This is a genomic window from Endozoicomonas sp. ALD068 (genome assembly GCF_049310145.1).
Taxonomy (GTDB): domain Bacteria; phylum Pseudomonadota; class Gammaproteobacteria; order Pseudomonadales; family Endozoicomonadaceae; genus Endozoicomonas_A.
The window spans coordinates 5,930,898-5,947,757 of sequence record NZ_JBLYNU010000004.1; the positions used below are offsets into that span (position 1 = coordinate 5,930,898).

Here is a 16,860-nt window from a genome sequence, read left to right on the forward strand (position 1 = left end):
TGGTAGTTCATTTATATGGCTATCAAAGCTTGCTGTGACTAAATAATCACCTGTTTTAAAAAAAAATTCAGAAGATGGGAACACCTGAGAGTCGTTTTTACTGGACAAAGTAACGCCTTTCTTTTGTTGCCTTCACGGCCTTTGTTCCCTACTTTGCTCCAGCCTTGATCAGGGCTTCCATGCAGTCGGTATTGCCCATCGCGGTTGCGATGTAGAGTGGGGTGGCGCCATCTGAAGTCCTGGCGGCGTCGAGATCTGCCCCGGCATTGATCAGGCGTTCTACGCAGTCGGTATCGCCATTCAGGGCTGCGATGAACAGCGGGGTGGCACCATCTGAAGTCCTGGCAGCATTGAGATTCGCTCCGACGTGGATCAGGGTTTCCATGCAATCGGTATGGCCATTCAGGGCTGCAGTGAACAGCGCGGTGGTGCCATCAATAGTCCGGGCGTTGAGATTCGCCCCGGCCTTGATCAGAAGTTTCACGCAGTCGGTGTTATTTTTCTGAACTGCGATGAACAGCGGGGTGGCGCCGTCCGAAGTCCTGGTGGCCTTAAGATCCGCCCCGACCTGGATCAGTATTTCCACGCAATCGGTATGGCCTAGCCAGACTGCGATGAGAAGCGGGGTTGCACCATTCTTATTTCTCGCGTTGAGATCTGCGTTGGCTTCGGTCAGGGCTTTCACGCAGTCGGTATTGCCTCTCAGGGCAGCGACGAATAGCGGGGTTGTACCATTCTCAGTCCTGGCGTTGAGATTCGCCCCGGCGTTGATCAGGAGTTCCACGCATTCGATGTTATTTTCTTGGGCAGCGAAGAACAGCGGTGTGGCGCCATCCAACAAGGCGGCGTTGATATCCGCCCCGGCGTTGATCAGGAGTTTCATGCAGTCGGTATTGCCCTCCTTGGCAGCGATCAACAGTGCGGTGGCACCATTTGAAAAGGTGGCGTTAACATCCGCCCCGGCGTTGATCAGGAGCTTCACGCAATCGATGTTATTCTCCTGGACAGCAAAGAATATTGCGGTGGCTCCACCTGTGGAGGTGGCGTTGAGATTCGCCCCGGCGCTGATCAGGCGTTCAACGATTGCCTCGTGCCCCCCGTCAGATGCCAACATCAAGCCAGTGAAATCATCATGTATAACGGCATTGACATTGACTCCATTTGCCAATGACCTCTCTACCTGATCCAAATCCCCGTCATAACAGGCATCAAAAAACACCTGATCGGGGAAAAATGTATCCGGGTGAGATTCACTGGTGTTCTGATTCACCACCGGCATCGGGTTTTGCCGACACATTGCGCACTGGCGGGAGCCAATGGGCTGATCAACAAAACACTTCGAAATACAGTCCAGATCGAAGAGGTGACCACAGCATTGGGTTTTGACGACCACAGGCGCTTCACTTCGGCCATGGAAGGGAGCCAAACAAATAGGACAGTGATCAGCCTTCAGTGTCCATGGGGAGAGGGTAGCGAACAATGCCACATATAAGTAAAACATCTGTATTGGTCAAGAAGCAGTGTAGGTTTGATACAAAAAAGCATGTTAGTTCATTTGTATGGCTATCAAAGTTCGCTGTGGCCAAACAATTACCTGTTTCAAAAACTCAGAAGATGGGAACACCTGAGAGCCATGTTCACTGGACAACACAAATCCTTTCTTTGGTTGCCTTCATGGTCTTGGTTCCCTATTTTGCTCCAGCCTTGATCAGGACTGCCACGCAGCCGGCATCGCCTTTCAGGAATGCGATGTAAAGTGGGGTGACTGGGGTGATGCCATCCATGGTACTGGCGACATGGGGATCTGCCCCGCCACTGATCAGGATTTCCACGCAATCGGTATGGCCTTGCCAGACTGCGATGAGCAGCGGGGTGGCGCCATCTGAAGCCCGGGGGACGTTGAGATCCACCCCGGCGTTGACCAGGAGTTTCAAGCACTCGGTGTTATTTTCTTGTATAGCGAAGGACAGCGGTGTGGCGCCATCCAACCTGGCGGCGTTGAGATCCGCCCCGGCGTTGATCAGGAGCTGCACGCAGTCGGTATTGCCTTTCGCAGTGGCAGCGAACAGTGGGGTGGCACCATCCGTAATCCTGACGGCGTTGAGATCCGCCCCGGCGTTGATCAGGAGTTTCATGCAGTCGGTATTGCCTTTCGCAGCAGCAGCGAACAGTGGAGTGGAGCCGTTATCGGTCTGGGCGTTGAGGTTCGCCCCGGCGTTGATCAGGAGTTTCACGGAGTCGACGCTATTTTCCTGGACAGCCATGAACAGTGCGGTGACCCCATCCTCAGTTTGTGCGCTGAGATCCACCTTGGCTTCGATCAGGGCTTGCAGGCATTCGATTTTATTTTCTTGTGCCGCAAAGAAGAGTGGGGTGGCGCCATCACTACTCCGGGCGGCGTTAAGGTCCGCCCCGGCCTTGATCAGGCGTTTCATGCATTCGATATTGCCTAGCACAGCAGCGATGAATAGCGGGGTGGCACCATCCTCAGTCCGGGCGTTCACATCCGCCCCGGCGTTGATCAGGAGTTTCAAACAGTCGGTATTACCCTTCAGGGCCGCGACGAACAGCGGGGTGGCGCCACCCGGAGTCCTGGCGATGTTGATATTCGCCCCGGCGTTGATCAGCAGTTTCACGCAGTCGGTATTGCCCTCCTGGACAGCGATGTAAAGCGGGGTGGCGTGATTCTTATTCCGGGCATCGAGATCCGCCCCGGCGTTGATCAGGAGTTTCAAACAGTCGCTATTGCCCTCCTCGGCAGCGACGAAAAGTGGGGTGGCGCCATTCTCATTCCGGGCATTGAGATCTGCCCCGGCGTTGATCAGGAGTTTCAAAATGTCGGTATTACCCTCCTGGGCAGCGACGAAAAGCGGGGTGGCGCCATTCTCATTCCGGGCGTTGAGATCCGCCCCGGCCTCGGTCAGGAGTTTCACGCAGTCGATGTTATTTTGTTGGGCAGCAATAAGCAGGGGGGTGTCGCCATTCTCGGTTCGGGCGTCGAGATTCGCCTTGGCTTTGATCAGGGCTTTCAGGCAGTTGATATTGCCTTTTGCCGCAGCGATGAGCAACGGGCTGGCGCCATCTGAATTCAGGGGAGGGTTGAGATTCGCCCCGGCGTCGATCAGGCGTTGCACGCAGTCGGTATTGCCCACCTGAGCTGCGATGTATAGCGGGGTGGCGCTATCCTTAGTCTGGGCGTCGAGATCCGCCCCGGCCTTGATCAGGATTTCCATGCAGTCGGTATTGCCTTTCTGGGCTGTGATGAAAAGCGGTGCGGAGCCATCTGAAGTCCGGGGGAGGTTCAGATCCGCCCCGGCCTCGATCAGGAGTTTTACGCAGTCGCTGTTGCCCTTCCAGGTTGCGATGAAAAGCGGTGTGGCGCCATCCGAAGTCCTGGCGGCATTGAGATTAGCCCCGGCGTTGATCAGGAGTTTCACGCAGTCTGTATGACCGAACTCAGTAGCGGTTAACAGTGCGGTGGCACCGTTCGTACGGGCAGTGTCGAGGTTCGCCCCAGCGTTTATCAGGCGTTTGACGACATCCGTGTGACCCCTGCTGGATGCTAACATCAGGGCAGTAAAGCCACCAATCATAACGGTATTGACATTGACTCCTTCTGCCAGTGACCTCTCCACCTGATCCAAATCCCCATATATACAGGCACGATAAAACGCCTGATCGGGGAAAAATGCATCCGGGTAAGCTTCACTGGTGTTCTGATTCACCAAAGGCATCGGATCTTGCCGACACATCGCGCAGCGGCGTGAGCCGATGGGCTGTTTAACAAAAGACTTCGAAAGACAGTCCAGATCAAAGAGGTGGCCACAACAATGGGTTTTGACAACCACAGGCGCTAAACTTCGGCCATGGAAGGGAGCCAGACAAATAGGACACTGATCGGCCTTCAGTGTCCATGGGGAGAGAGCGGCGAGTAATGCCAGATATATGTAGAACATTCTGTGCCTGTCGATAACTGCTGCGGCTTGGGTACAGGAAAGGAATGATAGTTCATTTATGTGTCTCTCAACGTTTGCTTTGGTTGAATAATCACTTGTTTCAAAAACTCAGAAGATGGGAACAACCAGGGCCGTGCTTACGGGCCATGTACCAACTCAGTCCGAGACCGACATTACGGCGGCACGGTTGGCGATTGTGGGTCAGTGCGATGAGGATAAAAGACCGCATTTGAATACCTGGCTAAAACGGATGGCCGTAGTACCTAAAGTGGAAAATCCACAAGGAGGCTCACATGAGAAAACAATGGAAGGGAACGCCAGAAAGCAGAGGCCATGAAGCCCGCCTGCGGTGGATTAGAAAAGCAGGTGGCAAGATTGATAAGAACAAAGCAGTAATGAAGATGCTTAAGAAAAGTATTAGAAAATGGAATACTAAACGCACTAAAAAACAACCACATAAATAGCAGCAAAAACATTACCAGCCGATGATTCAGGAATGAGCCAGCCCTAGCATGGCGACAATCTGTTTGGGTTCTCTGGCGAGCAGGTTCAGCAATACACGGGCAGGGCCGTTCGGTTTGCGGTCACCCCGCTCCCAGTGGCGAAGGGTGGGGAGTTTTACACCTACAGCCTGGGCAAACTCTTCCTGAGTCATATCGAGCTGCTGGCGAATGCCTTTGATGTCCAGGGGTGTCACCTCATGGACGATCGCACCTGTATTCTCACCTTTTGTGTAGGTTACGGCCTCTTCAAGGCCCTGGATAATGCTGTTCGCTACGCTTTCCATTTTTTCCATCCTCTTTCGAGTAGAGTGACTAACTGTTTCATGGTGTTGCGGTCTGCCTTTGACAGGTTTTCCTGTTGGTTTTTCCCATAAACCGTGAGCAGGAACAGGGGCATTGATGGATTCTTGTAGAAGTGAATAATCTGCACTCCACCACTCTTGCCTGATGCACCTCTTCGCCACCGGAGCTTACGGATGCCGCCTGTACCCTTCATGATCTCACCAGCCTCAGGGTTTGCCACCAGGTAATCAATGATATGGCGGCGTTCCTCACTGGATAGAAGGCTCTCAGCTTCGTCCTGATAGTTTTTCAGCTCAACGACCGTATGCATTAGAATGTAATCCAATGGATTAGTTCAGGCAAAGTATAATGGTTGGTAAGAAAGATGTAAGGCGGTGGTTTTTCGCACTACACCTGACTATTTAATGGCGAACCCTGATAAAGCGTAAAGACTAGCAATTTACAACAAGTCCATATAGTGCCCATATATGGACTTTTTCGTTAATTGGGCTTATCCTTTGACTGATAAATTTTTCATTATTGGAGTCAAGCATGAGCTCATCAACCTCACCTCGCATCACAACGGTATCGGCCTTCAAGAAAAAGCTGGCTTCTATGGATGTATCAGAGCCTGTAGTTGTAACCCAAAATGGGGAACCTTTGTATGTAGTTCAAGATCCTGTCCAGTTTGAGATGCAGCAGGAACAAATGGCTCTACTACGATTGCTATCTTTTGCCGAAAAAGATGTTCAGGCAGGCCGAACCGTATCATCTTCCGACCTTCGGGCTGGATTGAAAGGGCTTATTGATGAAGTTTGAGTATTCACTAGCTTTCCAATGTCAGCTTCATGACAGGTTTTATTATTTAGCTCGACACATCGGACAGGTAGCGGCTCAGGAGCTTCTTGATGGCTTTATTGTTGGATTTGAGAAAAGAGTGAATGGACATCCTGACAGTGCTCCATTGTGTATAGAGGCGGCAGAACTTGGGCTCACAACTTATCACGATTATGTTGATCCAAAACTCCAATTGCGAACAATCTATCGCTTTTCTGAGGCAGAGGGCGTTGTGTACCCATTGTTATTTTTGAGCACAAAACAAAGCATCCGGCAGGCTTTGATTCAATATTGTCTACGCCATTAACACCCTGTTTTATATTTTTTCCAAGAAAAACAATATAGGTACGTGATTTTTATGAAGATTTGTCACGGTTACGGGCCATGTACCTACTGGATAACACAACGCCTTTCTTTTGTTCTCTTCCTGACCTCAGTTCCCTACTTTGCTCCAGCCTTGATCAGGGCCTCCACGCAGTCGGTATTGCCCTTCGCGATTGCAATGGAGAGCGGGGTGGCACCATCTGTAGTCCTCACAGCATTGAGATCCGCCCCGGCGTTGATCAGGAATTTCACGCAGCCGGTATTGCCTTTCGAAGCAGCAAAGTGCAGCGGGGTGGAGCCAGTCTTAGTGTGAGCGTTGAGATCCGCCCCGGCGTTGATCAGGAGTTTCAAGCAGTCGGTATTGCCTTTCAAAGCAGCAACGAGCAGAGGGGTGGCGCCATCGGAAGTCCGGGCGTTGAGAAGTGCTCCCGCTTTGATCAGGATTTCCACGCAGTCGGTGTTGCCTATTCCAGCAGCAATGAACAGAGCAGTGGCGCCATCCGACATGGTGGCGTTGAGATCCGCCCCGGCGTTGATCAGGCGTTTCACGCAGTCGGAATTGCCCTTCAGGGCTGCGTTAAACAGCGGGGTGTGGCCATCCTCGCTCTGGGCATTGAGATCCGCCCCGGCGTCGAGAAGGAGTTTCACGCAGTCAGTGTCATTTTCTTGGGCAGCGAACAACAGCGCTGTGGAGCCATCCGACATGGCGGCGTTGAGACTCGCCTTGGCTTTAATCAGGGCTTTCACGCAGTCGGTATGGCCCAATGTAACAGCGATGACCAGCGGGGTGGTGCCATCTGTAGTCCGAGCGGCGTTGAGCTCCGCTCCGGCTTCGATCAGGGCTGTCAGGCAGTCGATGTCATTTTGCTGAGCAGCCATGAACAGCGGGGTGCTGCCATCGGACAAGGCAGCGTTGAAATCCGCCCCGGCGTTGATCAGGAGTTTCATGCAGACGATGTTATTTCTATAGACAGCCATCATCAGCGGTGTGGTGCCACCCGACATGGCGGCGTTGAGATCTGCCTCAGCTTCGATCAGGATTTTTACGCAGTCGTAGTTATTTTGCTGTGCAGCGATGTGCAGCGGGGTGACGCCATTCGACAAGGCGGCGTTGACGTCTGCCTCAGCTTCGATCAGGCGTTCGACGACGTCCCTGTGCCCCCTGCCGGATGCCAACATCAAGGCAGTGAAATCATCAGTCATAACCGCATTGACATTGACTCCTTCTGCCAGTGACCTCTCCACCTGATCCAGATCCCCGTCAAAACAGGCATCATAAAACGTCTGATCGGGGAAAAATGTATCCGGGTGAGATTCACTGGTGTTCTGATTCACCACAGGCATCGGGTTTTGCCGACACATCGCGCACCGGCGTGAGCCGATGGGCTGATTAAAAAAACACCTCGAAATACAGTCCAGATCGAAGCGGTGACCACAACAGTGGGTTTTGACGACCACAGGCGCTGCACTTCGGCCATGGAAGGAAGCCAGACAAATAGGACAGTGATCGGCCTTCAGTGTCAAAGGGGAGAGGGTAGCGAACAGTGCCACACATAAGTAGAACATCTGTGTTGGTCAATAAGCAGTGTGGGTTAGATACAGAAAAGCATATTAGTTCATTTATATGACTATCAAAGTTTGCTGTGGCCAAACAATTATCTGTTTCAAAAACTCAGAAGATGGGAACACCTGAGAGCCCTGTTTACTGGACGGCATGACGTTTTTCTTTTGTTTCCTTCACTGCCTCTGTTCCCATCACTGCCTTAGCGTTGATGAGAAGTTTCACGCACTCGGTATTGCCTTTCGCAGCAGCAACGAACAGCGGAGTGGTGCCATCCTCGATTTGCGCATTGATATCCGCCTTGGCTTCGATCAGGATTTTCAGGCTGTCGATGTTATTTTGCTGGGCAGCGATAAACAGCGGGGTACCGCCATCGTCACTTCGGGCGTTGAGATCGGCCCCGGCGTTGATCAGGAGTTCCACGCAGTCGGTCTTGCCTTCCGCAGCAGCAGCGAACAGCGGGGTGGCGCCAGTCTTAATCCGGGCGTTGAGATCCGCCCCGGCGTTGATCAGGAGTTTCACGCAATCGGTATTGCCTTCCACAGCAGCAACGTACAGCGGGGTGCCGCCATGCGAAGTCCGGGCGTTGAGATCCGCCCCGGCGTTGATCAGGAGTTGCACGCAATCGGTATTGCCTTCCATAGCAGCAATGAACAGCGGAGTGATGCCATCCTCAGTTTGCGCATTGATATCCGCCTTGGCTTCAATCAGGATTTTCAGGCTGTCGAGATTATTTTGCTGAGCAGCCATGAACAGCGAGGTGGCGCCAGTCTTAGTCCGGGCATTGAGATCCGCCCCGGCGTTGATCAGGAGTTTCACGCATTCGGTGTTATTTTCTTGTGCAGCGACGAACAGCGGAGTGGCACCACGCGGCAAGGCGTCGTCGAGATCCGCCCCGGCGTTGATCAGGAGTTTCACGCATTCGATGTTATTTTCTTGTGCAGCCATGAACAGCGGGGTGGCGCCATCCTCATTCCGGGGGTTGAGATCCCCCCCGGCGTTGATCAGGTATTTCAGGCAGTCGGTATTATCGAACTCAGCAGCGATAAACAGTGCGGTGGCACTATTCAAACCGGCAGCGTCAAGGTTCGCCCCAGCGTTTATCAGGCGTTCGACGACATCCGTGTGCCCCCAGATGGCTGCCAACATCAAGGCCGTGAGATCATCAGTCATAACGGCATTGACATTAACCCCTTCTGCCAGAGACCTCTCTACCTGATCCAGATCTCCGTTTAAACAGGCATCATAAAAAGTCTGATCGGGGAAAAATGTATCCGGGTGAGATTCACTGGTGTTCTGATTCACCACAGGCATTGGGTTTTGCCGACACATCGCGCACTGGCGTGAGCCGATGGGCTGATCAACAAAGCACATCGAAAGACAGTCCAGATCGAAGAGGTGGCCGCAACATTGGGTTTTGACGACCACAGGCGCTTCACTTCGGCCATGGAAGGGAGCCAGACAAATAGGACAGTGATCGGCCTTCAGTGTCAAAGGGGAGACGGCAGCGAACAGTGCCAGACATAAGTAGAACATCTGTGTTGGTCAATAATCCGTGTGGGTTAGATAGAAAAAAGCATGTTAGTTCATTTTTATGGCTATCAAAGTTGGCTGTGCCCAAACAATCACTTGTTTCAAAAACTCAGAAGATGGGAACACCTGAGAGCCATGTTCACCGGGCAACATAAATCCTTTCTTTTGTTGCCTTCACGGTCTTTGTTCCTTTGTTCCAGCCTTGATCAGGGCTTCCATGCAGTCGATATTGCCCATCGCGGTTGCAATGGAGAGCGGGGTGGCACCATCCTCAGTCCGGGCGTTGAGATCTGTCCCGGCGTTGATCAGGAGTTTCACACAGTCGCTATTGCCCTTCCGGGCCGCCATGTGAAGAGGACTGGCACCATCCTTAATCCTGGCGATGTTGAGATCCGCCCCGGCTTCGATCAGGATTTTCAGGCTGTCGATGTTATTTTTTTGGGCAGCGATAAACAGCGGTGTAGCGCCATCCTCAGTTCGGGCGTTGAGATCTGCCCCGGCGTTGATCAGCAGTTTCACGCTGTCGGTATTGCCCTCCTGTGTGGCGACGAACAGCGGGGTGCCGCCATCCAAAGTCCGGGCGTCGAGAAGCGCTCCCGCTTTGATCAGGAGTTCCACGCATTCGGTGTTGCCTTGCGCAGCAGCAACGAACAGCGGGGTGCCGCCATCCAAAGTCCGGGCGTCGAGAAGCGCTCCCGCTTTGATCAGGAGTTCCACGCATTTGGTGTTGCCTTGCGCAGCAGCAACGAACAGCGGGGTGCCGCCATCCAAAGTCCGGGCTTTGAGATCCGCCCCGGCGTTGATCAGGAGTTCCACGCAGTCGGTATTGCCTTGCCCAGCAGCAACGATCAGCGGGGTGGTGCCATCCTCAATGTGCGCATTGATATCCGCCTTGGCTTCGATCAGGATTTTCAGGCTGTCGATGTTATTTTGTTGAGCAGCTATGAACAGCGGGGTGGCACCATCCGAAGTCCCGGCATTGAGAGCCGATCCGGCTCCGATCAGGATTTTAAGGCAGTCGGTATTGCCGTTCTGGGCTGCCATGAACAGCGGGGTGGCACCATCCGAAGTCCTGCCGTTGAGAGCCGCTCCGGCTTCGATCAGGATTTTAAGGCAGTCGGTATTGCCGTTCTGGGCTGCGATGAACGGTGGGTTGGCACCACTCTTAATCCGGGTGTTGAGATCTGCCTCAGCTTCAATCAGGATTTTCAGGCTGTCGATGTTATTTTTTTGGGCAGCGATAAACAGCGGGGTAGCGCCACCCTCAGTTCGGGCGTTGAGATCTGCCCCGGCGTTGATCAGAAGTTTCACGCAGTCGGTATTGCCCTCCTGTGTTGCGATGAACAGCGGGGTGACGCCATCCAAAGTCCGGCAGATGTTGGGATCCGCCCCGGCGATGATCAGGAGTTTTACGCAGTCGGCATTGCCTTTCGCAGCAGCAACGTGCAGCGGGGTAGCGCCAGTCTTGGTGCGGGCGTTGAGAACCGCCCCGGCGATGATCAGGCGTTTCACGCAATCGCTGTCACCGTACTCAGCAGCGATGAACAGTGCGGTGGCACCATTTGAACGGGCAGCGTCAAGGTTTGCCCCAGCATTGATCAGGCGCTCGATGACATCCGTGTGCCCTCTGTTGGATGCTAACATCAAGGCAGTGAAATCATTAGTCATAACGGCATTGACATTGACCCCTTCTGCCAGAGACCTCTCCACCTGATCCAGATCCCCATTTAAACAGGCACGATAAAACGTCTGATCGGGGAAAAATGTATCCGGGTGAGATTCACTGGTGTTCTGATTCACCACAGGCATCGGGTCCTGCCGACACATCGCGCACCGGCGTGAGCCGATGGGCTGACTAACAAAACACCTCGAAATACAGTCCAGATCGAAGCAGTAGCCGCAACATTGGGTTCTGACGACCACAGGCGCTTCACTGCGGCCATGGAAGGGAGCCAAACAAATAGGACAGTGATCAGCCTTCAATGTCAAAGGGGAGAGGGTAGCGAACAATGCCACAAATAAGTAGAACATCTGCTGGTAAATAAGCCGTGTGGGTTAGATAGAGAAGAGCATATTAGTTCATTTATACGACTATCAAAGTTGGCTGTGGCCAAATAATCACCTGTTTCAAAAACTCAGAAGATGGGAACGCCTGAGAGCCATGTTCACTGGGCAACATAAATCCTTTCTTTTGTTGCCTTCACGGTCTTTGTTCCTTTGCTCCAGCCTTGATCAGGGCTTCCACGCAGTCGGTATTGCCCATCGCGGTTGCAATGGAGAGCGGGGTGGCACCATCCTCAGTTTGCGCATTGATATCCTCCTTGGCTTCGATCAGGATTTTCAGGCTGTCGATGTTATTTTGTTGGGCAGCGATAAACAGCGGGGTAATGCCATCCTGAGTCCGGGCGTTGAGATCTGCCCCGGCGTTGATCAGGAGTTTCACGCAGTCGGTCTTGCCCTCCTGTGACGCGATGAACAGCGGGGTGGCGCCATCCGAAGTCTGGCAGATGTTAAGATCCGCCCCGGCTTTGATAAGGAGACTCACGCAGTCGCTATTGCCTTTCGCAGCAGCAATGAACAGCGGGGTGCTGCCATCATCAATTTGGGCATTGAGATCCGCCTTGGCTTCGATCAGGATTTTCAGGCTGTCGATGTTATTTTGCTGAGCAGCCATGAACAGCGGAGTGATGCCATCCGGAGTCCTGGCGTTGAAAGCCGCCCCGGCTTCGATCAGGATTTTAAGGCAGTGGGTATTGCCCTTCTGGGCTGCCATGAGCAGGGGGGTGACACCACGCTTAATGGTGGCAGCGTTGAGATCCGCCCCGGCTTCGATCAGGAGTATCAGGCAGTCGGTATTGCCGTTCTGGGCTGCCATGAACAGAGGCGTGGTACCATCCTCAATCCTGGCGGCGTTGAGATTCGCCCCGGCTTCGATCAGGAGTATCAGGCAGTCGGTATTGCCGTTCTGGGCTGCGATGAACGCTGGGCTGGCACCACTCTTAATCCCGATGTTGAGATCTGCTCCGGCTTCAATCAGGATTTTCAGGCTGTCGATGTTATTGTTTTGGGTAGCAATAAACAGCGGGGTAGCGCCATTCTGAGTCCGGACGTTTAGATCCGCCCCGGCGTTGATCAGCATTTTGACGCAGTCGGTATTGTCCTCCTGTGATGCCATAAACAGCGGGGTGCCGCCTTTCGAAGTCCGGGCGTCGAGAAGCGCTCCCGCTTTGATCAGGATTTGCAGGCATTCGGTGTTGCCTTTCGCAGCAGCAACTAATAGTGGGGTGGTGCCATCCGACAGTGCGGCTTTGTGATCAGCCCCGGCGTTGACCAGGCGTTTAACGCAGTCGGCATTGCCGTACTCAGTAGCGATGAATAGAGCGGTGGCGCCATCCTTAGCCCGGGCGTTGAGATCTGCCCCGGCTTCGATCAGAATTTTAAGGCATTCGGTATTGCCTTTCGCAGCAGCCATGGACAGAGGAGTGACACCATCCTCAAACGCGGCGGTGTTGAGATCTGCTTCGGCTTCGATCAGGATTTTAAGGCTGTCGATGTTATTTTTTTGGGCAGCGATAAACAGCGGTGTAGCGCCATCCTCAGTTCGGGCGTTGAGATCTGCACCGGCGTTGATCAGCCTATTCACGCTGTCGGTATTGCCCTCCTGTGTGGCGATGAACAGCGGGGTTTCGCCACCCGACGGGGTGGCGTTGAGATCCGCCCCGGCGTTGATCAGGAGTCTCACACAGTCGGTATTGCCCTTCTGTGATGTGATGTACAGTGCGGTGGCACCTCTCCAAGTGGCAGCGTCAAGGTTTGCTCCGGCGTTGATCAGGAGTTTTACGCAGTCGGTGTTATTTTCTTGTGCAGCGAGGAACAGCGCAGTGGCGCCATCTTCATGCCGAGCGGCGTTGACATCCGCCCCGGCATTGATCAGGCGTTCGACGACGTCAGTCTGCCCCCCACCAGATGCCAACATCAAGGCAGTTGAGCCATCAGTCATAAAAGCATTGACGTTGACCCCCTCTGCCAAAGACTTCTCCACCTGATCCAAATCCCCGTGAAGACAGGCATTATAAAAAGTCTGATCGGGGAAAAATGTATCCGGGTGAGATTCACTGGTGTTCTGATTCACGACAGGCATCGGGTTTTGCCGACACATCGCGCAACGGCGTGAGCCGATGGGCTGATTAAAAAAACACCTCGAAATACAGTCCAGATCGAAACGGTGACCACAACATTGGGTTTTGACAACCACAGGCGCTTCACTGCGGCCATGGAAGGGAGCCAAACAAATCGGACAGTGACCGGCCTTCAGTGCCAGAGGGGAGAGGGTAGCGAACAGTGCAACACATAAGTAGAACATCTGTGTTGGTCAATAAGCCGTGTGGGTTAGGTTCAAAAAAGCATATTAGTTCATTTATACGACTATCAAAGTTCGCTGTGGCCAAATAATCACCTGTTTCAAAAACTCAGAAGACAGGAACAACTGAGAGCTCTATTTTACAGGACAGCATGACGCTTTTCCTTTGTTTCCTTCACTCTGTTCCCATCTCTGCCTTAGCGTTGATGAGAAGTTTTACGCACTCGGTATTGCCCATCTCGGTTGCGATGGACAGCGGAGTGACGCCATTCGGCAGGGCAGCGTCAAGATCTGCCCCGGCGTTGATCAGGAGCTTTGCGCATTCGGTGTTACCATTCGCAGCAGCAACTAGTAGCGGGGTGGTGCCATCCGGCAAGGCGGTGTTGAGATCCGCCCCGGCGTTGACCAGGCGTTTGACGCAGTCGGCATTGCTGTACTCAGTAGCGATGAACAGTGCGGTGGCGCCATCCTTGGCCCGGGCGCTGAGATCTGCCCCGGCTTCGATCAGGATTTTAAGGCATTCGATATTGCCTTTCGCAGCAGCCATGGACAGAGGAGTGGCACCATGCTTAAACGCGGCGGTGTTGAGATCTGCCTCGGCTTCGATCAGGATTTTAAGGCTGTCGATGTTATTTTTTTCGGCAGCGATAAACAGCGGTGTAGCGCCATTCTCAGTTTGGGCGTTGAGATCTGCACCGGCGTTGATCAGCCTATTCACGCTGTCGGTATTGCCCTGCTGTGTGGCGATGAACAGTGGGGTGCCGCCGTCCAAAGTTCGGGGGGCGTCGAGAAGCGCTCCCGCTTTGATCAGGAGTTCCACGCATTCGGTGTTGCCTCTCTCAGCAGCAACGAACAGCGGGGTGGCGCCACCCGACGGGGTGGCGTTGAGATCCGCCCCGGCGTTGATCAGGAGTCTCACACAGTCGGTATTGCCCTTCTGTGATGCAATGTACAGTGCGGTGGCACCACTCCAAATGGCAGCGTCAAGGTTTGCTCCGGCGTTGATCAGGAGTTTTACGCAGTCGGTGTTATTTTCTTGTGCAGCGAGTAACAGCGCAGTGGCACCATCTTCATGCCGAGCGGCGTTGACATCCGCCCCGGCATTGATCAGGCGTTCGACGACGTCAGTGTGCCCCACACCAGATGCCCACATCAAGGCAGTGAAGCCGTCAGTCATAACAGCATTGACATTGACCCCCTCTGCCAGAGACCTCTCCACCTGATCCAAATCCCCGTGAAGACAGGCATTATAAAAAGTCTGATCGGGGAAAAATGTATCCGGGTGAGATTCACTGGTGTTCTGATTCACCACAGGCATCGGGTCTTGCCGACACATCGCGCACTGGCGTGAGCCGATGGGCTGATCAACAAAGCACATCGAAAGACAGTCCAGATCGAAGCGGTGACCACAACATTGGGTTCTGACGACCACAGGCGCTTCACTGCGGCCATGGAAGGGAGCCAGACAAACAGGACAGTGATCGGCCTTCAGTGTCCATGGGCAGAGGCTAGCGAACAATGCCAGATATAAGTAGAACATTTACACTGGTCAAATAATTTGTGCGGGTTGGATACAAGAAAGGGAATGATAGTTCATTCGTATGGCTATCAAAGTTGGCTGTGGCCCAATAGTCTCCTGTTTCAAAAACTCAGAAGATGGGAACACCTGAGCCCTGTTTACTGGACAGCATGACGCTCTTCTTTTGTTTCCTTCACTGCCTCTGTTTCCATCTCTGCCTCAGCGTTGATGAGGAGTTTAACGCAGTCGGTATTGCCCATCTTGATTGCTAGGGACATTGGGGTGGCGCCGTCCGAAGTCCTGGCGGCATTGAGATCCGCCCCGGCGTTGATGAGAAGTTTCACGCAGTCGGTATTGCCCGTCTTGATTGCTATGAACAGAGGGGTGGCGCCATCCTTAATCTTGGCGGTGTTGAGATTCGCCCCGGCTTCGATCAGGAGTATCAGGCAGTCGGTATTGCCGTTCTGGGCTGCGATGAACGGTGGGCTGGCACCACTCTTAATCCGGATGTTGGGATCTGCCCCGGCTTCAATCAGAATTTTCAGGCTGTCGATGTTATTTTTTTGGGCAGCGATAAACAGCGGAGTAGCGCCATCCTCAGTCCGGGCGTTGAGATCTGCCCCGGCGTTGATCAGCATTTTCACGCAGTCGCTATTGCCCTCCTGTGATGCGATGAACAGCGCGGTGCCGCCTTTCGAAGTCCGGGCGTCGAGAAGCGCTCCCGCTTTGATCAGGAGTTCCACGCATTCGGTGCTGCCTTGTGCAGCAGCGACGAACAGCGGGGTGGTGCCAGTCTTGGTGTGGGCGTTGAGATCCGCTCCGGCGTTGATCAGGAGTTTCACGCATGCGGTGTTATTTTCTTGTGCAGCGACGTAAAGCGGGGTGGCGCTATATTCAGTCTGGGCATTGAGATCCGCCCCGGCTTCGATCAGGATTTTCAGGCAGTCGATGTTATTTTGTTGGGCAGCGATGAATAGCGGGGTGGCGCCATCTGAAGTGTGGGGGGCATTGAAATCCGCCCCGGCTTCGATCAGGATTTTCAGGCAGTCGGTATTACCGTTCTGGGCTGCGATAAACGTTGGGTTCGCACCACTCTTAGTCCGGATGTTGAGATCTGCCCCGCCACTGATAAGGATTTCCACGAGATCGCTATTGCCCTCCTGTGTTGCAAAGAGCAGCGGGTTGGCGCCATCCGACGAGGCGGCATTGATATCTGCCCCGCCACTGATAAGGATTTCCACGCAATCGGTATGGCCTTTCCAGACTGCGATGAGAAGCGGGGTTTCGCCACTCTTGGTTCTCGCGTTGAGATCCGCCCCGGCGTTGATCAGGAGTTGCACGCAGATGGTATTGCCTTTCACCGCAGCGGCAAACAGCGGGGTGGTGCCAGTCTCTGTGCAAGCGTTAAGAGCTGCCCCGGCGTTGATCAGGCGTTTCACGCAGCCGGTATTACCATACTCAGCAGCGATGAACAGTGCGGTGGCGCCATTCGAACGGGCAGCGTCAAGGTTCGCCCCAGCGTTGATCAGGCGTTCGACGACATCTGTGTGCCCGCTGACGGATGCCAACATCAAGGCATTGAGATCAGCAGTCATAACGGCATTGACATTGACCCCTTCTGCCAGAGACCTCTGCACCTGATCGAGATCCCCGTGAAGACAGGCATTATAAAAAGTCTGATCGGGGAAAAATGTATCCGGGTGAGATTCACTGGTGTTCTGATTCACCACAGGCATCGGGTTTTGCCGACACATCGCGCACCGGCGTGAGCCGATGGGCTGATCAACAAAGCACATCGAAAGACAGTCCAGATCGAAGCGGTGACCACAACATTGGGTTCTGATAACCACAGGCGCTTCACTTCGGCCATGGAAGGGAGCCAAACAAATAGGACAGTGATCGGCCTTCAGTGTCCATGGGCAGAGGCTAGCGAACAATGCCACACATAAGTAGAACATCTGTGTTGGTCAATAAGCCGTTTGGGT

General features: G+C 53.6%; 13 protein-coding genes. 3 read left to right on the forward strand and 10 right to left on the reverse strand.

What is annotated here, in order from left to right:
* Window positions 1-148: 148 nt before the first annotated feature.
* Entirely contained in the window at window positions 149-1,501 is a 1,353-nt protein-coding gene (locus tag ACO6V5_RS22080; RefSeq protein ID WP_422412485.1) for an ankyrin repeat domain-containing protein, read from the reverse strand.
* 187 nt (window positions 1,502-1,688) lie between these two features.
* Complete coding sequence (locus ACO6V5_RS22085) at window positions 1,689-3,956, reverse strand: ankyrin repeat domain-containing protein (protein ID WP_422135626.1); 2,268 nt, start codon at window positions 3,954-3,956, stop codon at window positions 1,689-1,691.
* 293 nt (window positions 3,957-4,249) lie between these two features.
* On the opposite strand from ACO6V5_RS22085, the gene ACO6V5_RS22090 reads away from it, so the two are divergent.
* Window positions 4,250-4,420, forward strand: coding sequence for a hypothetical protein (locus ACO6V5_RS22090; protein ID WP_422135625.1), 171 nt, complete (start codon window positions 4,250-4,252; stop codon window positions 4,418-4,420).
* 26 nt (window positions 4,421-4,446) lie between these two features.
* Here the strand turns inward: ACO6V5_RS22090 and ACO6V5_RS22095 are convergent, their stop codons facing one another.
* A complete protein-coding gene (locus ACO6V5_RS22095; protein WP_422412482.1) occupies window positions 4,447-4,743 on the reverse strand; it encodes a helix-turn-helix domain-containing protein in 297 nt (98 codons plus the stop codon).
* Window positions 4,731-5,072, reverse strand: a complete 342-nt coding sequence (locus ACO6V5_RS22100; protein ID WP_422412480.1) for a hypothetical protein — start codon at window positions 5,070-5,072, stop codon at window positions 4,731-4,733. The genes ACO6V5_RS22095 and ACO6V5_RS22100 overlap by 13 nt, the downstream gene beginning before the upstream one ends.
* A 221-nt stretch (window positions 5,073-5,293) precedes the next feature.
* Here ACO6V5_RS22100 and ACO6V5_RS22105 point away from each other — a divergent pair, with 221 nt between their 5' ends.
* Both ACO6V5_RS22105 and ACO6V5_RS22110 read left to right on the forward strand, forming a co-directional pair.
* Window positions 5,294-5,560, forward strand: a complete 267-nt coding sequence (locus tag ACO6V5_RS22105; protein WP_422135622.1) for a type II toxin-antitoxin system Phd/YefM family antitoxin — start codon at window positions 5,294-5,296, stop codon at window positions 5,558-5,560.
* Window positions 5,550-5,885: a hypothetical protein gene (locus tag ACO6V5_RS22110; protein ID WP_422135621.1), complete on the forward strand. Its 336-nt coding sequence runs from the start codon at window positions 5,550-5,552 to the stop codon at window positions 5,883-5,885. The genes ACO6V5_RS22105 and ACO6V5_RS22110 overlap by 11 nt, the downstream gene beginning before the upstream one ends.
* 134 nt (window positions 5,886-6,019) lie before the next feature.
* On the opposite strand, the gene ACO6V5_RS22115 is transcribed toward ACO6V5_RS22110, so the two are convergent.
* The 6 genes from ACO6V5_RS22115 to ACO6V5_RS22140 form a co-directional block, all read right to left on the reverse strand.
* Entirely contained in the window at window positions 6,020-7,468 is a 1,449-nt protein-coding gene (locus ACO6V5_RS22115) for an ankyrin repeat domain-containing protein (RefSeq protein ID WP_422412478.1), read from the reverse strand.
* Window positions 7,469-7,604: 136 nt separating this feature from the next.
* Window positions 7,605-8,999: an ankyrin repeat domain-containing protein gene (locus ACO6V5_RS22120; protein ID WP_422135619.1), complete on the reverse strand. Its 1,395-nt coding sequence runs from the start codon at window positions 8,997-8,999 to the stop codon at window positions 7,605-7,607.
* Window positions 9,000-9,170: 171 nt separating this feature from the next.
* Window positions 9,171-11,027 (reverse strand): ankyrin repeat domain-containing protein, encoded by a 1,857-nt coding sequence (locus ACO6V5_RS22125; protein ID WP_422135618.1) that lies wholly within the window; start codon window positions 11,025-11,027, stop codon window positions 9,171-9,173.
* A gap of 169 nt (window positions 11,028-11,196) precedes the next feature.
* Window positions 11,197-13,359: an ankyrin repeat domain-containing protein gene (locus ACO6V5_RS22130; protein WP_422412476.1), complete on the reverse strand. Its 2,163-nt coding sequence runs from the start codon at window positions 13,357-13,359 to the stop codon at window positions 11,197-11,199.
* Between the two features lie 172 nt (window positions 13,360-13,531).
* Window positions 13,532-14,896, reverse strand: a complete 1,365-nt coding sequence (locus tag ACO6V5_RS22135; RefSeq protein ID WP_422135616.1) for an ankyrin repeat domain-containing protein — start codon at window positions 14,894-14,896, stop codon at window positions 13,532-13,534.
* Window positions 14,897-15,033: 137 nt separating this feature from the next.
* The gene (locus ACO6V5_RS22140) at window positions 15,034-16,833 is read right to left on the reverse strand and encodes an ankyrin repeat domain-containing protein (RefSeq protein WP_422412474.1); all 1,800 of its coding nucleotides are present in this window, start codon (window positions 16,831-16,833) and stop codon (window positions 15,034-15,036) included.
* Window positions 16,834-16,860 lie beyond the last annotated feature (27 nt).